Annotated in this window: 19 protein-coding genes; 10 read left to right on the top strand and 9 right to left on the bottom strand. The window is 63.6% G+C overall.

The genetic code is table 11. The features are described from left to right. Positions 1-64: 64 nt before the first annotated feature. Positions 65-967: a TIGR01777 family oxidoreductase gene (locus B0G38_RS12305; RefSeq protein ID WP_264669726.1), complete on the top strand. Its 903-nt coding sequence runs from the start codon at positions 65-67 to the stop codon at positions 965-967. 20 nt (positions 968-987) lie between these two features. On the opposite strand, the gene B0G38_RS12300 is transcribed toward B0G38_RS12305, so the two are convergent. Continuing rightward, complete coding sequence (locus B0G38_RS12300; protein WP_264669725.1) at positions 988-2,598, bottom strand: protein kinase domain-containing protein; 1,611 nt, start codon at positions 2,596-2,598, stop codon at positions 988-990. Positions 2,599-2,702: 104 nt separating this feature from the next. Here B0G38_RS12300 and lipB point away from each other — a divergent pair, with 104 nt between their 5' ends. The 3 genes from lipB (at position 2,703) to B0G38_RS12285 (ending at position 5,303) form a co-directional block, all read left to right on the top strand. Further along, entirely contained in the window at positions 2,703-3,416 is a 714-nt protein-coding gene (gene lipB / locus B0G38_RS12295; protein ID WP_264669724.1) for a lipoyl(octanoyl) transferase LipB, read from the top strand. After that, a complete protein-coding gene (gene lipA / locus B0G38_RS12290; RefSeq protein ID WP_264669723.1) occupies positions 3,413-4,426 on the top strand; it encodes a lipoyl synthase in 1,014 nt (337 codons plus the stop codon). The genes lipB and lipA overlap by 4 nt, the downstream gene beginning before the upstream one ends. Before the next feature lie 118 nt (positions 4,427-4,544). Continuing rightward, positions 4,545-5,303, top strand: coding sequence for a DUF4191 domain-containing protein (locus tag B0G38_RS12285; RefSeq protein ID WP_169994586.1), 759 nt, complete (start codon positions 4,545-4,547; stop codon positions 5,301-5,303). 78 nt (positions 5,304-5,381) lie between these two features. Here the strand turns inward: B0G38_RS12285 and B0G38_RS12280 are convergent, their stop codons facing one another. Further along, positions 5,382-5,819 (bottom strand): RDD family protein, encoded by a 438-nt coding sequence (locus B0G38_RS12280; RefSeq protein WP_264669722.1) that lies wholly within the window; start codon positions 5,817-5,819, stop codon positions 5,382-5,384. Positions 5,820-6,062: 243 nt separating this feature from the next. Between B0G38_RS12280 and glnA (B0G38_RS12275) the strand changes: the two genes are divergently transcribed. Both glnA (B0G38_RS12275) and B0G38_RS12270 read left to right on the top strand, forming a co-directional pair. Next, complete coding sequence (gene glnA, locus B0G38_RS12275) at positions 6,063-7,487, top strand: type I glutamate--ammonia ligase (protein ID WP_264669721.1); 1,425 nt, start codon at positions 6,063-6,065, stop codon at positions 7,485-7,487. 181 nt (positions 7,488-7,668) lie between these two features. Continuing rightward, the gene (locus B0G38_RS12270; protein WP_169994581.1) at positions 7,669-7,830 is read left to right on the top strand and encodes a DUF7455 domain-containing protein; all 162 of its coding nucleotides are present in this window, start codon (positions 7,669-7,671) and stop codon (positions 7,828-7,830) included. Here the strand turns inward: B0G38_RS12270 and B0G38_RS12265 are convergent, their stop codons facing one another. The 3 genes from B0G38_RS12265 to glnA (B0G38_RS12255) form a co-directional block, all read right to left on the bottom strand. Then, positions 7,831-8,178, bottom strand: a complete 348-nt coding sequence (locus B0G38_RS12265; RefSeq protein ID WP_264669720.1) for a cupin domain-containing protein — start codon at positions 8,176-8,178, stop codon at positions 7,831-7,833. It lies immediately after the preceding gene. A 62-nt stretch (positions 8,179-8,240) separates the two neighbouring features. Further along, complete coding sequence (locus B0G38_RS12260; RefSeq protein WP_264669719.1) at positions 8,241-11,258, bottom strand: bifunctional [glutamine synthetase] adenylyltransferase/[glutamine synthetase]-adenylyl-L-tyrosine phosphorylase; 3,018 nt, start codon at positions 11,256-11,258, stop codon at positions 8,241-8,243. A gap of 9 nt (positions 11,259-11,267) precedes the next feature. Next, on the bottom strand, positions 11,268-12,608 hold the full coding sequence (gene glnA, locus B0G38_RS12255) for a type I glutamate--ammonia ligase (RefSeq protein WP_169994575.1): 1,341 nt from the start codon (positions 12,606-12,608) through the stop codon (positions 11,268-11,270). A gap of 147 nt (positions 12,609-12,755) precedes the next feature. On the opposite strand from glnA (B0G38_RS12255), the gene panB reads away from it, so the two are divergent. Next, entirely contained in the window at positions 12,756-13,634 is an 879-nt protein-coding gene (gene panB / locus B0G38_RS12250) for a 3-methyl-2-oxobutanoate hydroxymethyltransferase (protein ID WP_264669718.1), read from the top strand. 33 nt (positions 13,635-13,667) lie between these two features. Here the strand turns inward: panB and B0G38_RS12245 are convergent, their stop codons facing one another. Continuing rightward, positions 13,668-13,832, bottom strand: coding sequence for an SPOR domain-containing protein (locus tag B0G38_RS12245; RefSeq protein WP_169994571.1), 165 nt, complete (start codon positions 13,830-13,832; stop codon positions 13,668-13,670). 80 nt (positions 13,833-13,912) lie between these two features. Here B0G38_RS12245 and map point away from each other — a divergent pair, with 80 nt between their 5' ends. Then, positions 13,913-14,791, top strand: coding sequence for a type I methionyl aminopeptidase (map, locus tag B0G38_RS12240; RefSeq protein WP_264669717.1), 879 nt, complete (start codon positions 13,913-13,915; stop codon positions 14,789-14,791). 52 nt (positions 14,792-14,843) lie between these two features. Further along, positions 14,844-15,656, top strand: coding sequence for a polyphosphate--glucose phosphotransferase (gene ppgK, locus B0G38_RS12235; RefSeq protein WP_264669716.1), 813 nt, complete (start codon positions 14,844-14,846; stop codon positions 15,654-15,656). A 58-nt stretch (positions 15,657-15,714) separates the two neighbouring features. Here the strand turns inward: ppgK and nrdR are convergent, their stop codons facing one another. Then, positions 15,715-16,215 (bottom strand): transcriptional regulator NrdR, encoded by a 501-nt coding sequence (gene nrdR / locus B0G38_RS12230; protein ID WP_169994565.1) that lies wholly within the window; start codon positions 16,213-16,215, stop codon positions 15,715-15,717. Between the two features lie 117 nt (positions 16,216-16,332). After that, on the bottom strand, positions 16,333-17,685 hold the full coding sequence (hisD, locus tag B0G38_RS12225; protein WP_264669715.1) for a histidinol dehydrogenase: 1,353 nt from the start codon (positions 17,683-17,685) through the stop codon (positions 16,333-16,335). 179 nt (positions 17,686-17,864) lie between these two features. On the opposite strand from hisD, the gene B0G38_RS12220 reads away from it, so the two are divergent. Continuing rightward, positions 17,865-18,395, top strand: coding sequence for a flavin reductase family protein (locus B0G38_RS12220; protein ID WP_264669714.1), 531 nt, complete (start codon positions 17,865-17,867; stop codon positions 18,393-18,395). A 12-nt stretch (positions 18,396-18,407) separates the two neighbouring features. Here the strand turns inward: B0G38_RS12220 and dnaE are convergent, their stop codons facing one another. Further along, positions 18,408-21,950 (bottom strand): DNA polymerase III subunit alpha, encoded by a 3,543-nt coding sequence (gene dnaE / locus B0G38_RS12215; RefSeq protein ID WP_264669713.1) that lies wholly within the window; start codon positions 21,948-21,950, stop codon positions 18,408-18,410. Positions 21,951-22,004: the final 54 nt, after the last annotated feature.

The following is a 22,004-nucleotide window of genomic DNA, read 5'->3' as shown; positions in this document are numbered from 1 at the left end:
CAGTCCGGTCGGTGACTTGCCGCAGGCCGTTCCCCAACTGGTTATTCGATGATGTGATGGGCAGATGAAGATCCTCATTTCCGGCGCGTCCGGACTGATCGGCAAGGCGCTTGCCAGGCACCTGGTTTCCTCCGGACACCGAGTTGGCCGGCTGGTCCGTCGCCCGCCGCGCGGTGAGGGCGAGTTCGAATGGAATCCGGCGGGCGGCCGTCTTGATCCGAGGGTCGTCGCCGGCCACGACGCCGTGGTCAACTTGTCCGGTTCACCGTTGCGGGCACGACCCTGGACCAGGTCATCGCGAGAGCAGCTGTATTCCTCCCGTATTGCCAGCACTCGCACCCTCGCCGGAGCCATTAACCAACTGGAGAACCCACCAAAGGTCTTTATCAGCCAATCCGGTTCCGGAATCTATGGGGAACGCGGCGATGAGGTCCTCACGGAAGAATCCGCTGCCGGCAGTTCGCCCGTGATGGCGGATGTTTGCCGGCGCTGGGAAGAGGCCGCACTGCAGGCCTCGTGTCGCACCATCGTGACCCGTACCGGCGTGGTGCTGACACCCCACGGTGGAGCCCTCCCGCGGTTGCTGCTGCCGCTCAGATTGGGCCTGGGCGGCCCGCTCGGTTCCGGACGGCAATGGTGGCCGTGGATCACGCTTGCCGATGAAGTACGCGCCTTGGCTTTCCTGCTCGAATCGGGGCTGACCGGCCCCGTCAATGTGTGCGCGCCGGCTCCGGCCCAGGTGGACCAGCTGGTGTCCGTCCTGGCGGCCGAACTGCACCGTCCCTCGATGATCCGCGTCCCGCAGCAGGTGTTGACCACGGTTCTGCCCGGCCTGGCTGAGAACATTATCCTGGCGAGCCAACGCATGCTCCCGGAACGTCTTGATGCAGCAGGGTTCGAGTTCGGCCAGGCAAACCTGCAGGACGCCGTCCGCTGGATCCACGACGAGTTGGGCCGCCGCGGCTGAGTCGGCTGGACCCCGCCGTGTCAGTCGCCGTCGCGGACTTCATTAATCAGCCACCTGCCGTCCTGGCGTTCCAGCACCAGCACCAGCGGCTGCCTCTTCGCCTCCGTCACGGACCGGACGTGACCACCGCCGGCATCGCGCTGCTCAAAGGGAGAGGTGCTGATCGTGGCTTCGACCATCGCTGAAGTTCCCGTATGGGACACCGTCCGGACGTCCTCCGCTTTGGTTGCGAGCCCGCTGAACCAATGCTCCAGCGAGGCCAGCGTGGAAATGATCTCCGTGTCCGCCGCCATAGGAGCGGACCCGGCGACGTTGACGTCGTCCAGCAGGGACACATCCCTGCTCCGCAGTGCTTCCGTCCGCAACCAGGCCAAGGCAGCAACGGCAACGGCTGGATCTTCCGCTGTAGCTGCCTGCACCAGCTCTTCGGGCAGCGGCCGAGCGGCCGGCGGCTCCGTTGCGTTGGCTGTGGCCCCGCCCGGGGCCGCCGCTGCTGCGGCCTGCGCAGCCGGATCTCCGGGAATGTCAGTTGCCCCGGGCCCGACGAGCAGGTTTCCCGCAAAAACGGCCAGCGCCAGGGCGATCGCCAAGGAAGCAACAGCTACAAGGACGCGGCCAAGGGGAGCTTTGCCCCCGCGGGCCGACACGGCAGCGGCACCGACTACCTGCGGCTTCCGGAGGCTGCCCGGCTTTATTACCGCCAGCGGCTTGCGCAGCTTGGCTCCGAAAGCCTTCCGTTTCTTGCTGTCCCGGGCAATCCGCCGGGTCAGCAACTGCGGGGCCACCGACGGGTGTACCGCGGCAGACAGGTCCACCGGTGCCGGGTCCGCGGTCCGGTAAACCCGGCGGGCAAACTCTTCCGCCTCCGGCCGCTGTGCGGCAGCATCCGCCAGTGCCGCTTCGAGCAACTCCACCAACGGCAGCGGCACTTCCGGCACCATGACATTCAGCGGCGGGCGCTGGGCAGTGGCGGCCGGAACCCGTCCGGTGAGCATAAACCAGCCCAACGCGGCCAGGGCGTAGATGTCCGCTTCCGGCTCCAGCCGTTGCCCGGCATCGCCCCGCCTCGGCGACGATGGACGGAATCCCGGCGTCCCGCCGTCGTCGGCCCGATGGCTGCCCAGGGCACGGCCAATGCCGAAGTCCGCCAGCAGCGGTTTGCCCATGGAGGTGAAGAGGACATTGCCGGGCGAAACATCGCCATGGGTCCGGCCGCCCGCATGTAGAAACGCCAGGGCCTGCGCGATCGGCGTCAGCACCGTAACTGTTTCGGCCACGGACAAGGGGCCCCGGGCGGCAATGACCGACGACACCGATCCACCCGCGGCGTATTCGAGCAGCAATCCCGGTCCGGCGTCCGTCTCCACGTTTCGGAAGACCTGCAGCAGATGGTCATGCCGCAGTCCGTCGGTCAGCAGGCGCTCCCGATCCGCTTCCGGACGGGCATCGGCGTCGGGATTAAAGACCTTCAGCGCGTATTCGTGGCCGCCGGATTCTTCCGCCACCAACCACACGGCGGCCGAAGAACCCCTGCCGAGCCAGCGTTGCACCCGGAATCCGGGTACCTGCGGCCGGGCCGGCTCATCTGCAGGGCTGCTGTCGCCGACATGTGACGGGTGCTGAAGCATCATGGTCCAGATTTACTACAGCCGCCGTTCCGCTGCAGAAGTTATCCACAGCCAGGGGCCCTTCACACAAATGGAGCCACCACGGGCACAAGGCGTAGGCTGTCGCCATGAGCCTTGAGTTTTCCCGAATAGGGTTTGCCCCCGACTTCGTCGACTACCAGGAAGGGTGGGACCTGCAGCGTCGAATCCACAGTGATGTGGTTGCCGGCACCGCTGAGGGCAAAGTCCTCCTGCTGGAACACAGCCCTGTTTACACGGCTGGCAAGCGGACCGAAGAACATGAGAAGCCGTTCGATGGCACGCCCATCATCAATGTGGACCGCGGCGGCAAGCTGACCTGGCACGGCCCCGGGCAGCTGGTCGGTTATCCGATCCTCGCCCTGCCGGACCCCACCAAGGTTGCCGACTACGTGGATATTCTGGAGCAGGTCCTGATCAACGTGCTCGCCGGTTTCGGCATCGACGGGTCCCGGATCGAAGGCCGTTCCGGTGTCTGGATCAAGGGCGACGGCGACCGGCAGGACCGCAAGATTGCCGCCATCGGCATCCGGGTCAACCACCGCGTGACCATGCACGGCTTCGCCTTGAACTGCAATAATGACTTGGCCCCCTATGCGCAGATCATCGCCTGCGGCATCACCGACGCCGGAACCACCAGCATGAGTGTGGAAGCGGGACGCAACATCTCCCCCGCCGATGTTGCCGGCCGGGTCGAAGAGGAACTGAACAAGTACGAGGCATCGCTGGTCAAACCGGCCGGGCTGCCCGAGAACACCGCCAACACAGCTGGCATCAGCCAGCCCGAAGGAGCCCTGAAGTGACTCTCGCCCCCGAAGGACGGCGTCTGCTGCGCGTCGAAGCCCGGAACGCGGCTACCCCGGTCGAGCGCAAGCCGGACTGGATCAAGGCCAAGGTCAACATCGGCCCCGAATACGTGAGCATGAAGAACCTGGTCAAGAAGGAAGGGCTGCACACGGTCTGCGAGGAAGCCGGCTGCCCCAACATCTTCGAGTGCTGGGAAGACCGCGAAGCCACCTTCCTCATCGGCGGCTCCGAATGCACCCGCCGCTGCGACTTCTGCCAGATCGACACCGGCAAACCCTCCCCCATCGACATCCTGGAGCCCACCAAGGTGGCCCAGTCGGTCCAGCAGATGAACCTGCGCTACGCCACCGTCACCGGCGTGGCCCGCGACGACCTGGCCGACGAAGGCGTCTGGCTCTACGCGGAAACCATCCGCAAGATCCACGAGCTGAACCCAGGCACCGGCGTCGAAATCCTGATCCCGGACTTCTCCGGCAAGCCCGAGCACATCAGCGCCATCTGCGAGACCAAACCCGAGGTGTTCGCCCACAACGTGGAGACGGTGCCGCGCATCTTCAAGCGCATCCGCCCAGCCTTCCGCTACGAACGCTCCCTGGACGTCATCACGCAGGGCCAGCAGCACGGCATGGTCACCAAGTCCAACCTGATCCTGGGCATGGGCGAAACCCGCGAAGAAATCTCCGAAGCGCTGCGCGACCTGCACCAGGCCGGCTGCGACCTGATCACCATCACCCAGTACCTGCGGCCCACCGAACGCCACCACCCGGTGGAACGCTGGGTCAAGCCCCAGGAGTTCGTGGAACTGCAGGAAGAAGCCCTCGAACTCGGCTTCCTCGGTGTCATGAGCGGCCCGCTTGTGCGTTCGTCCTACCGGGCCGGCCGGCTCTGGGCCACCGCGATGCGCAAGAAGGGACGGGAGCTGCCCCCGGAACTCGCCCACATCGCCGAAGGCATCGAAGATTCCGGCGCCACCCGGCAGGAAGCCGCCAGCCTTATTTCCCGGTAGCGCCGCCCGGCTGCAACTTTTCACCCGAGGGGGTCCGGACGCCGCAGCGCCGGGCCCTCTCGCTGTGCCCGCGCCACGGCCAAAATTCCGGCCGGCTTCACGATAGAATTGAGTCATTATGGCCAATAGCACCGATTCCGACGCAAATACCAAGCGTGGTCTCTTCTCACGCAAGCCCAAAGCCGAGAAGCCTGCCAAGGCGAAAAAAGGCCCCGGGCGCCTGAAGCAGATCGGCCAGGTCTTCCAGATGACCCGGCGCAACGATCCCAACGTAGTCTGGCTCATGCTGCTGGCCTTCCTGGGCATCGTAGCCATTGGCCTGCTCATCGGGTTCCTGATCAACAACTGGGTCACCCTGTTGATCATCTCCGTCCCGCTGGGCCTGCTGGCGGCGACCTTCATCCTCTCCCGCCGTGCCGAACGCGCCGCCTTTGCCCAGATCGAGGGCCAGCCGGGTGCTTCCGGAGCGGCCCTGAGCGTGCTTCGCCGCGGCTGGATCCTGCAGGAACAGCCTGTAGCAGTCAACCCGCGGACCCAGGATGCCGTCTTCCGTGCGATCGGCCGCCCCGGCGTCATCCTCGTGACCGAAGGCCCTTCAAACCGGGTCAAGACCCTGGTGGACTCCGAGCGCCGGAAGCTGAACCGCATCCTGCCCAACGTGAAGGTCCACGTCATCGAAACCGGCCGCGGCGAGGGCCAGGTTGAACTGAGCAAGGTAGCCAAGAAGGTCCAGAAGCTCAAGAAGGAACTGACCAAGCAGGAAGTGCATGCGGTGGACAAGCGACTGCAGGCCCTCGGCAGTAACAAACTTCCCATCCCGAAGGGCGTCGACCCGTTCAAGGCCCGCCCGGACCGCAAGGCAATGCGCGGCCGCTGACCCTTTCAAGCCAATAACGACGCCGGCGCCTCACCTTTCCAAGGTGGGGCGCCGGCGTCGTTTGTCAAGGTTTTCGGACTACATGCGGATCAGGACGGTGCCCATCGCGCGGTCGTGCAGGCCGCGCTGATCGGCGTCGAAGACTACGGCGGGAACAACCAGACAGAGCAGCACGGTACGGACAACGGCCACGAGCGGTCCGGCGGCAGACCCGTCCAGCTTGCGCACCTGGATGCCAACTGCGCGGTGGCCAATGCTGTAGCCGAGCGTACTGACCAGCAGCAGTTGTTCAATGGCGAAGATCAGCAGAATGCTCAGCTCGTTGCCGTCGAACAGCCAGGCGGCGATGAGATAGCACAGGATCCAGTCGATCATCAGGGCAATGACACGCCGGCCGAGGCGGGCGATCGAGCCAGGGCCGCGCTGGGGCAGCCCCAACCGCTGGCCGGGCCACTGCTGCTCTTTGGAGGGAGGCGGCCCCTCGAGCCAGGAACCAAGGTCTTTTCTGCTTACCACTCCTCTAGCCTACCGACCTCCGCGCGGGACCTGGTCGTGACGGCCGCCGGAAGTGACCTGTGTAACGTCGTCTGGGTGCGCACGCTATCACCGCGCTAGGCTTAGGGGCACATCGATTAAGTAACCTGCCGGAAACAATCGCGACACCAAAGGGAAATTCCCTGCTTCTACATTAGTAACTGTTGCTGGCGCCTGTGTTGCGGCCGGCAGGTACCCCCATGAATGCGTAAGGAGCATGACCCGATGTTCAAGAATGCGGACGAGGTCCTCAAGTACATCGCCGACGAAGAAGTAAAGTTCGTCGACATCCGATTCACAGACCTGCCAGGCGTCCAGCAGCACTTCAACGTGCCGGCCAAGACCGTTGACGCGGAATTCTTTGTCAACGGCCAGCTGTTCGACGGTTCCTCCATCCGGGGGTTCCAGGGCATCGCCGAGTCCGACATGCAGCTCATTCCCGACGTCACCACCGCGTTCATCGATCCTTTCCGCGTGGAGAAGACCCTTGCGCTGAACTTCTCGATCGTGAACCCGCGTACCGGGGATCCGTACCACCGCGACCCCCGCGGCGTTGCCGAGCGCGCCGAAGCATACCTGGCATCGACCGGTATCGCGGACACCGCTTACTTTGCGTCCGAAGCCGAATTCTTCATTTTCGACGACGTACGCTACCAGTCCAGCCCGGAGCACTCCTTCTACAAGGTGGACTCCGTCGAGGCCTACTGGAACAGCGGCCGCAAGGAAGATGGCGGCAACCAGGGCTACAAGACCCCCGTCAAGGGCGGCTACTTCCCCGTTGCCCCGACCGATAAGCAGGCCGACCTGCGCGACGCCATCTGTGTCGAGCTGGACGAGGTAGGCATCGAAGTTGAGCGCTCCCACCACGAGGTCGGCGCCGCCGGCCAGGCGGAAATCAACTACAAGTTCACCACGCTGACCCATGCCGCCGATGATCTGCTGAAGTTCAAGTACATCGTCAAGAACGTGGCGGATGCCTGGGGCAAGTCCGCGACCTTCATGCCCAAGCCCGTCTTTGGCGACAACGGCTCGGGCATGCACTGCCACCAGTCGCTCTGGAACGGCTCCGAGCCGCTCTTCTACGACGAAAAGGGCTACGCCGGACTGTCCGACACCGCCCGCTGGTACATCGGCGGCCTGCTCAAGCACGCTTCGGCCGTGCTGGCCTTCACCAACCCGACGGTGAACTCCTACCGCCGCCTGGTCAAGGGCTTCGAAGCGCCGGTAAACATGGTCTACTCGCAGGGCAACCGCTCCGCCGGAATCCGCATCCCGATCACCGGTTCCAACCCGAAAGCCAAGCGCCTCGAATTCCGCGCCCCGGACCCCAGCTCTAACCCCTACCTGGCCTTCGCCGCCCAGCTGATGGCAGGCCTTGACGGCATCCGGAACCGGATTGAGCCGGCCGACCCGATCGACAAGGACCTCTACGAGCTGCCTGCCGAAGAGGCCAAGGACATCCAGAAGGCTCCGGGTTCCCTGGAGGAAGCGCTGGAGGCACTGGAGGCCGACAACGAGTTCCTGCAGGCCGGCGGTGTGTTCACCCAGGACCTGATCGACACCTGGATCGCTTACAAGCGCGAATACGAAATTGCGCCGCTGGCCTTGCGCCCGAACCCCTACGAGTTCGAGCTCTACTACGGCTGCTAGCCAGATCCCGCGGCAGAACTGCGGTTAGTCTGCAGAGAGTCCGCACGAGCGGCCAACACTTCGGTGGCGGCAGCGCGTGCGGACTCTGCTTTGTTCACCGAACATTCATCCCAAGCCCACCCCAAGCACAGAGGGGCACACTGGAGATACACGCCAGTTGCATCACTGCCAGGAGGGCGAAATGTTGTGTGATCGATGCGGGGCCCCCGCCTACGTCCAGGTCATGCTCGACACCGGCGGCATGCTCTCCTGGTGTGCCCACCACTACCGCGAACACCAAGAAGCGCTCTTTGCCTACGCCATCAGCGTTCAAGACGAACGGCACCTACTTGAGGCGAAGTAGTTATCCTTTACCGGCGCCGGAGTCCACGTGGGTTTCGGTAACAGCGGTGAGCAGGAAAACGGAGTCCTCGTTGGCTTCGACCGAGTGGCGTTCCTGCGGGATGATTTCGAGCTGGTTCTCATTAACGACGAGCCGCCCGCCGGCCGAGACTACGGTGACCGAGCCCTCCAGGACATAGATGCTGGCGGCCAGCGGCGCATTGTGCTCGCCCAGGGCCGCTCCCGCCCGCAGGGCCAGCACCGTTTGGCGCAGCGGACCGTCCTGGGCCACCATCGCGGCGCTGCGGCCGTGCGTAGCTTCCATCGCTGCGGCAAGGTGTTCCTTGGCAAGGACGTCAATTTCGGTCATCGAATACTCCTGTTGTCGCAGTTGTGCACCAGCCTAGTCCCTCGAACCGGAAACTCTGCAAGTTAGGTCCCGTAGCCGTAGAAGTAGCGTTCGAAGATGCCGCGGGTGCGCCGGGTAATCCGCAGATAGTCTTCCTCGATGGCACCGGCGTGTCCCGGACTGTAGCCGCACCAGCGGGCAACGGCTTCCAGATCGCGCCGCGAAAATGGCAGCAGGTCCGCGTTCTTTCCACTCCAGATCATGTTTGCCGAACGGATCCGGCTCGCCAGGGACCAGCTCTGGCGCAGCGTGAGCACATCGGCATCCGGGAGCAGGTCTGCCTCGCTGATCGCTTCCAGCGCCTCCAAGGTGCCGGTTGTCCGTAGCTCAGGTATCCGGTGCGCGTGTTCCAGCTGGAGCAGTTGCACCAGCCACTCCACATCGCTCAGCGCGCCGCGGCCCAGCTTGAGGTGCCGGGATGGATCCGCGCCGCGGGGCAGGCGCTCCGATTCCACTCTGGCTTTGATCCGGCGGATCTCGCGGACGTCGTCCGGGCCGGCGTTTGCCGGGTAACGGATGGGATCGATCAGTGCGATGTACTCGGCCGCGAGGTCGTCGTCGCCGGCGATGGGCCGGGCACGCAACAGGGCCTGCGCCTCCCAGATCAGCGACCACCGCTGGTAGTACTCCCGGTACGAGTCCAGCGAACGCACGATCGGGCCGTTCTTCCCCTCCGGACGCAGCGACACATCAAGCTCGAGGGTGCGCTCGGCGAGCACGGGCGGACTGCACGGCTGCTGGAGCAGGGCCGAAATCTGCGAAACAATCTTCATAGCTTGCTGCTGGGCCGCATCGTTGTCGCCGCCGGGCAGCGGCTTGTGCACGTACATGACATCGGCGTCCGAGCCGTAACCGATCTCCCTGCCGCCTTGTCGTCCCATGGCGACGACGAGGAGGTTGGTCAATTGGTCCTCCTCGGCGAAGACAGCTGCCTCGGCAACGTGCAGGGCACCGAGAACGGCCGCCCGGTCCGTGTCGGAGAGCGCAATGCCGACCTGCCGCTGATCCAGCAGGCCTGAGCTGTCCGCGATGGCTATCCGCAGCGTTTCGCGACGGCGGATCAGCCGGATCAGGCGCATGGCCGCCTTGGGGTCCTGATGGCGGGCCAGTTTGTGCCGGATCTCGTACCACTGCGCGTCGAACGACCACGGAACGAGGTCCTTGTCGGAGCCCAGCCAGGCCGCAGACTCGGGCGAGACTTCCAGCAGGTCAGTAATGAAGCGGCTGCTGGAAAGGACGTGGCAAAGCCGTTCCGCTGCCGAACTGGAGTCACGGAGCATGCCCAGATACCAGTGCGACTCCCCCAGCGCCTCGCTCAGCCGCCGGAATCCGAGCAGGCCGGAGTCCGGGTCGACACCGTCGGCGATCCATTCCAGCAGGACGGGGAGCAACTGGCGCTGCAGCTGGGACCGCCGGCTGATTCCGCCGGTCAATGCCTCGATATGGCGCATCGCTCCGCGGGGATCTACGTATCCCAATGCGGCGAGCCGGGCCTGGGCGGCTTCGGGCGTCAGCCGGACTTCGTCCGCGCTCAGGTTGGCGGCGGAGACCAGCAGCGGACGGTAGAAAATCCGTTCGTGAAGTTCGCGTACCCGGCGCTTGGTCCGCTGCCACCTCTGGAGCAGGGCTTCGGGGCCGGGCCGCTGCGTTTCCAGCGAGCCGAGCGAGGATTTGGCCAGCGCACGCAAGGCATTGTCGGCCTGGGGCATCAAATGCGTCCGGCGCAGCTGGACCAGCTGGATGCGGTGTTCCAGCACCCGCAAATAGCGGTACGCTTCGTCGAACTCCCGGGCATCGGAGCGGCCAATGTAGCCAGCCGCGCTCAAGGCCGCGATGGCCGTAGTGGTATCCCGGACCCGGAGGGTTTCGTCCACCCGGGCATGAACGAGCTGGAGCAACTGAACGGTAAATTCCACGTCACGCAGCCCACCGCGGCCGAGTTTGAGCTGGCGGCCGCGCTCATGCACCGGAATGTTCTCCGTCACCCGTCCGCGCATTGCCTGCACGGACTCGACGAAGCCATCCCGTTCCGATGAGTTCCAGATCAACGGTGCTACGGCCTCCTCGTACCGGCGGCCCAAGTCTGAATCCCCGGCGATGGCGCGCGCCTTCAGCAGCGCCTGGAACTCCCAGCTCTGGGCCCACCGCTTGTAGTAAGTCAGGTGGGATTCGAGCGTGCGGACAAGCCGGCCTTCCTTGCCCTCAGGACGGAGATTGGCGTCCACTTCCCACAGGCCGGGCTCCGGTCCGGCGGAAAAGACGGCCCTGCTCATCCCGGCGGCCAAGGCCGTGCCGATGGTGGAGGCGTGGGCCTCGTCCATCCCGTCGGCTTCGATCACGTAGACCACGTCGACGTCGGAAATGTAGTTGAGTTCGCGGGCGCCACATTTGCCCATGCCGATCACGGCCAGGCGCACGGCCGCGATCTCCTCAGGGTCGAACCGCGCGGCCAGTTCAGCGCGGGAGACAGCCAACCCGGCTTCAATCGCCGCAGCGGCCAGGTCCGCCAGTTCGCGTCCCACGGAGGGCATATAGTCCACCGGAGAGGCCGCGCCGAGATCCCGGATGGCCAGTTCGGCCAAGTGCCGCCGGTAGGTGGACCGCAGCAGGCTGTAGGCCTCCTTGCCGCTCAGGGCGGCCAGCGGCTGTTCGGCGGACGGATCGGCTCCGACGGACTTCAGCAGTGAGGCGCGCAGCTTGTCTGCCGGCACCGCTCCCGGTTCAGGGCTGACCTTGGCCGAAAGAACGTCCAGATGCTCCGGCCGGCGCAGCAGAAATTCGGCCAATGCCTCCGAGGAACCGAGCAGCCGGAACAGCGCCTCGCTCTCGTCCTCCCCGGCGTTGACCAGTTCGGCCAGCTGAGGATGTCGCTCCAGCAGCCGGACCAAGGATACGAGGGCCAGGTCCGGATCGGCGGCGTAAGCAAACCCGGCAAAAAGCCGGTGCTGGTCCACCCCATCGAGTTCGGACGATTCGAGAAAGCGTGTGCTCTTCTCCAAATCGTTGAAGCCGTTGGAGATCAGCCGCCGGTTCAGACTCATGGCCTCACCTTAGAGGATGTCGATGTTCCGCTTGAGCTCGTGCGGCGTCACCTGGATGCGGTAGTCGTGCCATTCGGCACGCTTGTTGCGCAGGAAGATCTCATAGACCTGCTCACCGAGGATTTCGGCGACCAGCTCCGACTCTTCCATCGCGCGGATGGCGTCGTGCAGGCTCGAGGGAAGCGGGTCGTGGCCCAGCGCCCGGCGCTCGGCGGAGCTGAGGCTCCAGATGTCTTCCTCCGCGGCAGGCGGCAGCTCGTAGCCTTCCTCAATGCCCTTCAAGCCGGCGCCCAGCAAGACCGCATAGGCCAGGTAGGGGTTCGCCGCCGAATCGATCCCGCGGTATTCCATCCGGGCGGACTGGCCCTTGTTCGGCTTGTACAGCGGGATGCGGACCAGTGCGGAGCGGTTGTTGTGCCCCCAGGAGATGTAACTGGGAGCTTCGCCGCCGCCCCAGAGGCGCTTGTAGGAATTCACGAACTGGTTCGTCACCGCGGTGAATTCGGGTGCATGCTTCAGGATGCCCGCCATGAACTGGCGTCCGGTCTTGGAGAGCTGGTATTCGGCGCCGGCCTCAAAGAAGGCGTTGGAATCACCTTCGAAGAGGGAAAAGTGCGTATGCATCCCCGAACCGGGGTGGTCGGAGAAGGGCTTGGGCATGAATGTTGCGTAGATGCCCTCCATCAGCGCTACTTCTTTGACCACGGTTCGGAACGTCATGATGTTGTCGGCGGTCTGCAGGGCATCCGCGTACCTAAGATCGATCTCATTCTGCCCGGGACCGTCTTCATGATGGCTGAACTCCACAGAGATGCCGACGTTCTCCAGCATGGTCACCGCGGTGCGGCGGAAATCCTGCGCCACGCCGCCGGGCACATGGTCGAAATATCCTGCGCGGTCTACCGGAACCGGCACACCGTCAGGCCCGAGTTCCTGCGACTTGAGCAGATAAAACTCGATTTCCGGATGGGTGTAGCAGGTGAAGCCCATGTCGCCGGCCTTGCGCAGGGCCCGCTTGAGCACGTTACGAGGATCCGCGACGGACGGTTCGCCGTCGGGCGTGAGAACGTCGCAGAACATTCGCGATGTCTGTTCCTCCTCCCCGCGCCAGGGCAGGATCTGGAAAGTCGAAGGGTCCGGCTGGACCAGCATGTCGGACTCGAAGACCCGGGCCAGCCCCTCGATGGACGAGCCGTCGAAGCCAAGTCCCTCCTCGAAGGCGCCCTCGACTTCCGCGGGAGCCAGCGCCACGGATTTGAGCGAACCGACGACGTCGGTGAACCAGAGACGGACGAAGCGCACGTCCCGCTCTTCGATGGTTCTCAGGACAAATTCCTGCTGACGGTCCATGGATATCCTTCCGCGCCCTGGCCACGGCAAAGCCTCCGGCCTGCCTGCTTACTACTGTACTTAGCCTAATGCGCCCGGGCTCTTGTGAAGTGCAACAGTGACGGGTGCGGCTGGAGTGAACAAAGGCTACGGCATTAGGCTCTACCCATGACCTCACAGACTTCTGGTGCCGAACAGCCTGCCCCGTACGGAGCTGGTGCCGGCGCTAATCGGCAGTCCGGCTCCAAACCGGTGTCCCGTGTCCGCACCCATCACCTGCAGCAGGCCAAGGACAACGGCCAGCGCTTTGCCATGCTCACCGCGTACGAACAGTACACCGCCGAAATCTTCGATGAAGCAGGTATCGAAGTCCTGCTTGTCGGCGACTCCGCCTCAAATAACGTGTACGGCAACGAGACGTCCTTGCCGGTGACCGTCGATGAGCTGATTCCGCTCTGCCGCGCAGTCAGCCGTTCTGCCAAACGTGCCCTCGTTGTGGTGGACCTGCCGTTCGGCAGCTACGAAGTCTCCCCTGCCCAGGCGATCGAGACTTCCGTACGGTTCATGAAGGAAGCCGGCGCCCACGCCGTCAAGATGGAAGGCGGCGCCTTCTACGCGGACTACGTCCGCGCCATGGTCCAGGCCGGCATCCCCGTCATGGCTCACGTCGGCTTCACCCCGCAAAGCGAACATTCGCTGGGCGGCTACCGGGTTCAGGGCCGGGGCGAGGACGCGCAGCGGGTCGTTGACGACGCGTTGGCACTCGAAGCCGCCGGCGCGTTTGCGGTACTGATGGAAATGGTCCCGGCCCCGGCGGCCGCGGAGGTGGACAAGGCGCTACGCGTTCCCACCATCGGCATCGGCGCCGGCGCTTCCACGACGGGCCAGGTGCTGGTGTGGCAGGACATGGCCGGGCTGCGGGGCGGCAAACTCGCGAAGTTCGTCAAGCAGTACGCCGACATACGGGCAACGCTTTCGGATGCCGCCAAGGCCTACGCGGACGACGTCCGCAGCGGTTCCTTTCCCGGCCCGGAGCACTCCTTCTAGACGCACACCAGCGGTTCCACGCGCTGGCAGGCGCTATTCGTCGTCGTCCGCGTCCCAGGCCTCGTTGCGCCGCTGCACTTTTTCGAGCGCCTTTTCCGCTTCCTCGCGGGTTTCATAGGGGCCGATGAGCTGCGTCCAGTCGGACTGTGCCCCCACTTCGACTTCATGGGTGACGACGTTGTACCAGAACTCCGGCATTTGGCTACTCCCTTACGTTGCGGTTGCTCGGCCCGTTCGGATTAGCGCCCGATAGCGGACCGGGTTATAAGATCGATGGTATGCCCCACAACGTAGCAACAGCACCCCTGGGCACCCTTGTCCAGGGAACCGTCAGTCCAGTCCGGCCCGTTCCGACGTCGATTCCCCGGCCCGAGTACGTTTGGAAACCCGCCCCGGCCAAGTTCACCGGCTCGGAAATCAAGGACGCCGAGACGATCGAGCGAATCCGGGTGGCGAGCAAGATTGCCGCGCAGGCGATTGTCGAAGTGGGCAAGCATATTCGTCCCGGCGTCACCACCGACGAACTGGACAAAGTGGGTCACGAATTCCTGCTTGACCACAAGGCCTACCCATCTTGCCTTGGCTACCGCGGGTTCCCTAAGTCCCTATGTTCTTCCCTGAATGAAGTCATCTGCCACGGCATACCGGATACCACGGTGCTGCAGGACGGGGACATCATTAATATCGACATCACCGCTTACATCAACGGCGTCCACGGGGATACCAACTACACCTTCCTCGTCGGTGACGTTGACGAGGAGTCCCGGCTCCTGGTTGAACGCACCCAGGAATCGCTGAACCGAGCCATCAAAGCAGTGGCCCCGGGCCGGCAGATCAACGTCATCGGCCGGACCATCCAGTCCTATGCCAAGCGCTTCGGCTACGGCGTGGTCCGGGACTTTACCGGCCACGGCGTCGGCGAAGCCTTCCACTCCGGCCTGATTATCCCGCACTATGACGCCGCCCCCGCCTACAGCACGGCCATGGAGCCTGGCATGGTGTTCACCATCGAGCCCATGCTGACGCTGGGAACCGTCGAGTGGGACATGTGGAACGACGACTGGACCGTCGTGACCAAGGACCGTAAGCGGACCGCGCAGTTCGAACACACACTCGTGGTCACCGACTCCGGAGCGGAAGTCCTGACTTTGCCCTAAGACGCCAGTAGGCTGTTGGACAGATGTATTCGAACGACAGTGCGGAGATCCCATGCCCAGCAGCGCCGACGAGAAGGTCGCCAAAAAGGCTGCCCGGTCCGTCATCGGCATTGACATCGGCGGAACCGGCATCAAAGGCGGCATCGTCGACCTGAAAAAGGGCAAATTGCTGGGCGAACGTTTCCGCATTGACACACCCCGTCCCTCCACCCCTGAAGCAGTGGCCGACGTCGTGGCGAAGATCGTGGAAGAACTCTCCTCCCGCGAGGAAGCTCCGGCGGCGGGCAGCCCGGTGGGTGTCACGTTCCCCGCCATCATCCGCCATGGGGTTGCCAAATCCGCCGCGAACGTGGATCCCAGCTGGGTGGACACAGACGTCGATGCGCTGCTCACGCGAAAGCTGGGACGGGAAGTCCAGGTCATTAACGATGCCGACGCCGCCGGGCTGGCGGAAGCACGTTACGGAGCTGGTGAAGGGGTTGACGGGACCGTACTGGTCATTACCCTGGGGACCGGCATCGGTTCGGCGTTCATCCACGATGGCAAACTCGTGCCCAATGCAGAACTCGGGCATCTGGAGATCGACGGTTTCGATGCCGAGTCCAAGGCATCAGCTACCGCGCGCGAACGCGATGGATTGGACTGGGACGCCTATGCGGTGCGTCTGCAACGCTATTTCTCCCATGTTGAGTTCCTGTTCTCGCCCGAACTGTTCATTGTCGGCGGCGGCATTTCCAAGCGCAGCCAGGACTTCCTGCCCAAACTCGACCTCAAGACCAAGATCATTCCCGCCGAGTTGAAGAACAACGCCGGCATTGTGGGCGGAGCCCTGCAGGCAGCGCTCAGTTTCAAGTACTTCAAGTAAAGAGCCGGTGGCAGCCTCGGCTTCCCCTCCGTGGCCACCACCGGAAACTGTGGTGTTGTTACTGTGCGGTCAACGGCCGCTGGGTACCTGACGGGCCCTGTTTCTTGGCGGCCTCCCCTTCAAGCCGCAGCCGGTCTATCTCTGCCTCGAAATCCTCAAGGGTGTCGAAGGCCCGGTAGACACTGGCGAATCTCAGGTACGCCACCACATCCAGATTCTTCAGCGGCCGCAGAATGGCAAGACCGACCTCGTGGGCATCAATTTCCGCTGCCCCGCTGGACCGGATGGATTCCTCCACCTCCTGCGCCAGCATGGCCAGGTCGTCCTCCGTCACGGGCCGGCCTTGACAGGCTTTGCGGACGCCGTTGATGACCTTGGCCCGGGAGAACGGCTCCGCCACCCCCGAACGCTTCAGGACGCTCAGGCTGGTGGTTTCGAGGGTGGTGAAGCGACGGCCGCATTCAGGACACAGCCGCCGCCTGCGGATCGCTGAGCCGTCATCGGTCAGGCGGCTGTCCACGACTCTGGAATCAGGATTACGGCAGAACGGACAGTACATACCGGATCCCTTCGTTGTCCAGACATCAACTGGTCAATCATAAAACTACATCTTGCGAATTACAAGCATGTGATTACTACATCTTGTGTCTGTACCGCGGCTGCAGCGGCGGGAAGGTTACGACGGGAACCGGACCGTGACGGCATCTCCATGAGCGGGCAGGTCTTCCGCCGTTGCGAGCGAAACGATGTGCCCGCCTACTTCGCGCAGCGCGCGCTCGTCGTAGTCGATAATCTGGACTGCTTTCAGGAACGTGGTGACATTGAGGCCGGATGCGAATGTGGCGGTTCCACTGGTCGGCAGGACATGGTTGGAGCCGGCACAGTAATCCCCCAGGCTCACCGGTGAATAGTTGCCGACGAACACTGCGCCGGCGTTACGGATGCGCGCGGCAATAGCGGAGGCATTCTCGGTGTGGATCTCGAGGTGCTCCGCCGCATAGGCGTCACAAACCGCAATGCCGTGTTCGACGTCGTCGACCATAATCACCCCGGACTGCGGTCCGGAAAGAGCCTCGCGAACCCTCTCCGCGTGCTTGGTGCTGCCAATTTGGACAGCAAGTTCCCGACGGACGGCCTCCGCCAGTTCGGCCGAGGGCGTCACCAGCACGGACGCGGCGTGGGGATCGTGCTCCGCCTGGCTGATCAGATCCGCCGCGACGAAAGCCGGCTCTGCGCTGTTGTCCGCAAGGATCGCGATTTCGGTGGTGCCTGCCTCCGCGTCAATACCCACCACACTCTTGACCAGGCGCTTGGCCGTGGCAACAAAAACATTACCGGGACCGGTGACTACATCGACCGGGGCAAGCGCGGGGCCGAAGTCGTTGGCGGGAACACCATAGGCAAATGCCGCCACTGCCTGCGCGCCGCCGATGGCATAGACCTCGTCGATACCGAGCAGACGGGCCGCGGCCAGAATGGTGGGGTGCGGCAGGCCTCCGAAATCTTTCTGCGGCGGCGAGGCCAAGGCTATCGATCCAACGCCGGCGGCCATCGCCGGAACGACGTTCATCACCACAGACGAAGGATAGACCGCCAGCCCGCCGGGAACATACAGGCCCACCCGCGAAACCGGTACCCACTTGTGGGTGACCGTGGCGCCTGCGGCAATCTGCACCGTGGCATCGGCCGGCTTCTGCGCGTCGGTAAAGACCCGCGCCCTTGCGATGGATTCTTCCAGAGCGGCACGGACCGCCGGATCGAGTGCCTCCAGCGCGCGTACCAGTTCTTCCTGCGGCACGAGGGGGTGCTGCTGCTGTACGCCGTCAAACCGCGAAGCCAGTTCTGCCAGAGCGGTGAACCCGTCGCTTCGCACCTTGCTGATAATTTCCTCCACCGCATGCGAGGCAACGTCAAAAGTCGTCTCTGCCCTGGGCATGGCGGCCTTCAGTTCGGCAGTATCCAAATGGCGCCCGCGCAGGTCCAGGAGGGGAAACTGGGAAAAGGATTCGAGGTTCGAAGCAGGATTCACGTTTCCATTCTACTGAGCCCGGCCCCGTCGTTTCCCGTTGACGACGGCGATGGCTGGGCAGGCGGGAAATTTAGCACAACTTAACACAATGCCCCGCGCCGCCAGGTGCCGGAATACGCTGAACATGAATGGGTCAGACTGTCTTCTGCCACACCGAGTAGTTCTGGAGAAACATTGTTGTGAGTGCCGAATCCGTAGCAGCACAATCTGTCACGCCTGCCGAGCAGCTGCTGGGAACCACCTTCCGGGAGGTCTTCCGGCGGCACGCTGCCGGAGTGGCGATTCTCACCGTTGAACACGAGGGCAAGCCTTTTGGCTTCACGGCTACCTCGGTGGCGTCCCTGTCGGCGGAGCCACCGCGCTTCACCTTCAACATGGCCCGCTCCAGCTCTTCCTGGCCCGCCGTCGCAAACTCGAACTACATTGGCGTCCACATCCTCGGCCAGGACAACCGGGGGCTCGCCGACCGTTTCGCCCGCACGAAGGACCGCTTCAGCGGAGACCATTGGGAAGCAGGTCCCTACGGGGTGCCTCTTCTGAAGGACGTACATGCCTATCTGGTCGGCAAGATCCAGATGCGCGTGTCCTTCGAAAACAACGCTGTGGTGATCGTCGAGGTAGTGGAAGGCTCGCTCGGTGACGAAGCGACGCAGCTGCTGTACCACAGCGGATCCTACGTCCGCCCGAGCCCGCTCGAATACCAGATCTAATCCCCGGAGGCGTTAGACGTCGAGGCAGGCCGGGCCCAGCAGCACCTTAAGATCACCAAAGAGCGACGGCGTGGGGTTGACCCGGAGATCGACGCCAAGCTTCATCACTTCAATTTTCCGTGAGCTGTTCAGCCGCACCTGGACTTCGGTGGTTCCCGGGTGTGTCCGCAACACGTCTCCAAGGGACGACACCACGGTCTCGGTCGCCTTGAAACTGGCCATGGAAATCACCACCGGCCCGGAATGGCCATCGCTGAGGTCGGGAACCGTCAGCTCCTGGGCATTCAGCGTTACCGCGCCGTCATCACGGCGCTGCAGCCGGCCGCGAACCACGACGATCAGGTCTTCGGCCAGGATTGTCGAGATCGGTCCGTAAACCTGGCCGAAGAACATCACTTCCATGGAGCCGCCCAGGTCTTCCACTTCGGCACGGGCATACGCGTTTCCGCTGTTCTTGGCGATCCGGCGCTGCAAGGAGGTGATCATTCCGGCAATGGTGACGATGGCACCGTCCGCCGGACCGTCTTCGCCGATGACGGAGGTAATGGTCAGGTCAGCATGCTGGCTCAGCAGGCCTTCCAAGCCCTGAAGCGGATGGTCCGAGACATACAGGCCGAGCATGTCTCGCTCGAACGCCAGTTTGTCCTTCTTGTCCCATTCCGGCAGATCCGGAACTTCCACCGCCAGTCCGCCGGAGGTTTCACCGCCGTCGTCAAAGGCACTGAAGAGGTCGAACTGATTGGCTGCCTCGTTGCGCTTGAGCACAATGACGGAGTCGACCGCTTCTTCATGGATCATGGCCAAGGCACGGCGCGGATCGCCGAGCGAGTCGAACGCGCCGGCCTTGATCAATGATTCGATGGTCCGCTTGTTGCAGACGACCGCGGGAACTTTCTGCAGGAAATCGCTGAACGAGCTGAAGTGCGCCTTCTCCTCGCGGGCGGCGACCATGGCGTGGACCACGTTGGCGCCGACATTGCGGATGGCACCCATGCCGAACCGGATGTCCTTGCCCACGGGTGTGAAGTTCAGGCTGGATTCGTTGACGTCCGGCGGAAGCACCGTAATGCCCATGTGGCGGCACTCGTTCAGATACATCGCCAGCTTGTCCTTGTCGTCACCGACGGAGGTCAGCAGCGCAGCCATGTATTCGCCCGGATAATGCGCCTTGAGGTACGCCGTCCAATAGGACACGACGCCGTACGCGGCCGAGTGGGCCTTGTTGAACGCGTAGTCAGAGAACGGCAGCAGGATGTCCCACAGCGTCTTGATGGCTGCGGCAGAATAGCCGTTGTCCTGCATGCCCTTTTCGAAGCCGGCGTACTGCTTGTCCAGCTCCGACTTCTTCTTCTTGCCCATGGCACGACGAAGAATGTCTGCCTGGCCGAGCGAATACCCGGCCAGTTTCTGCGCGATCGCCATAACCTGCTCCTGGTAGACGATCAGGCCGTAGGTGCCGCCGAGGATTTCGGCCAGCGGCTCTTCAAGCTCCGGGTGGATCGGGGTGATCTCCTGCAGCCCGTTCTTGCGCAGCGCGTAGTTATTGTGCGCGTTAGCGCCCATCGGCCCGGGACGGTACAGCGCAAGGACCGCGGAAATATCTTCGAAGTTATCCGGCCGCATCAGCTTCAGCAGGGACCGCATCGGACCGCCGTCGAGCTGGAAAACACCCAGAGTGTCGCCGCGGGCCAGCAGGGCGTACGAGTCCGGATCATCCAGAGTCAGATCCTCGAGCACCAACTCGAAGTCCCGGTTCATCTGGATGTTTTCCAGGGCATCCGTGATGATCGTCAGGTTCCGCAGACCGAGGAAGTCCATCTTGATCAGGCCGAGGCCCTCACAAGTCGGATAGTCGAACTGCGTGATGACCTGGCCGTCCTGTTCACGGCGCATGATCGGAATGATGTCGATCAGCGGATCCGAGGACATGATCACACCGGCTGCGTGGACACCCCACTGCCGCTTCAGGCCCTCGAGTCCGAGCGCCGTTTCGAAGACCTTGGCTGAATCCGGATCCGACTTGAGCAGTTCCCGCAGCTCTTCGGCCTCGCTATAGCGTTTGGCCTCCGGATTGTGCACGTCCTGCAGCGAAATGCCCTTGCCCATGACGTCCGGCGGCATCGCCTTGGTCAGCCGCTCTCCCGTCGAGAAGGGATAACCCATGACCCGCGAGGAGTCCTTCAGCGCCTGCTTGCCCTTGATGGTGCCGTAGGTGACAATCATGGCCACCCGCTCGTCGCCGTACTTCTCCGTGACGTACTTGATGACTTCCGATCGGCGCCGATCATCGAAATCGACGTCGAAGTCAGGCATGGACACGCGGTCCGGGTTGAGGAACCGTTCGAAGATCAGACCGTGCTTGAGCGGATCCAGGTCCGTAATGCGCATGGCATAAGCCGCCATCGAACCGGCGCCCGAGCCACGGCCGGGCCCGACCCGGATCCCGTTGTTCTTAGCCCAGTTGATGAAGTCGGCCACGACCAGGAAGTATCCGGGGAAGCCCATCTGGAGGATGACACCGACTTCGTAATCCGCCTGCTTGCGGACGTCGTCGGGAATACCCGCCGGGTAGCGGTAATGAAGGCCCTTCTCGACCTCCTTGATGAACCAGGACTCCTCGTTCTCGCCTTCCGGAACGGGGTACCGCGGCATGTAGTTGGCCTGGGTGTTGAACTCGACGTTGCACCGTTCGGCGATCAGCAGTGTGTTGTCGCAGGCCTCCGGGTAGTCGCGGAAAATGGCCCGCATCTCGGCCGGAGATTTCAGGTAGAACTCATCGGCGTCGAACTTGAAGCGCTTAGGATCGGCCATCGTCGAGCCGGACTGGACGCACAGCAGGGCCGCGTGGGCCTTCGCGTCCTCGGCATGTGTGTAGTGCAGATCGTTGGTTGCCACCAACGGCAGCTGCAGCTCGCGGGCCAGCTTGAGCAGATCCGCCTGGACATTGCGCTCGATGTCCAGGCCGTGGTCCATCAATTCGCAGTAAAAGTTCTCCGGCCCAAGGATGTCCCGGAAATCCGAGGCGGCCTGCATTGCCTCCTTGTAGAGGCCCAGCCGCAGCTTCGTCTGCACCTCGCCCGATGGGCAGCCCGTGGTGGTGATCAGGCCCTTGCCGTATGTCTGCAGCAGGTCCCGGTCCATGCGGGGCTTGTACAGGTACCCCTCCAGTGACGCCAGGGACGACATGCGGAACAGATTGTGCATGCCCTCGGTCGTCTCGGCCCACATGGTCATATGCGTGTATGCGCCGGCGCCCGAGACGTCGCCGCGGCCGCCGTCGCCCCAGCGGACACGGGTCTTGTCCGACCTCGCCGTGCCGGGCGTCAAATAGGCTTCCACCCCGACGATCGGCTTAATGCCGGCGTTATTGGCCTTGTTCCAGAAATCGAAGGCGCCAAAGACAAAACCGTGGTCCGTGGTGGCCACGGAGTCCATGCCGAGTTCATGGGCATGTTCGAAGAGGTCCGTCAGGCGTGCTGCGCCGTCGAGCATGGAGTATTCGGTGTGGTTGTGGAGATGTACAAACGAATCGGTACCGGAAATCGAGCTAGTCACAGTTGCCACCACTTCATTCTAGGCGGGCAGCGTCTTATGCCGCGGTCCCGCCGT

Source organism: Crystallibacter permensis (genome assembly GCF_025960875.1).
In the GTDB taxonomy this organism is placed as follows: Bacteria; Actinomycetota; Actinomycetes; order Actinomycetales; family Micrococcaceae; genus Crystallibacter; species Crystallibacter permensis.
The sequence above is the reverse complement of the archived record's forward strand: the minus strand, read 5'-3'. Positions and strand labels throughout refer to the sequence as shown.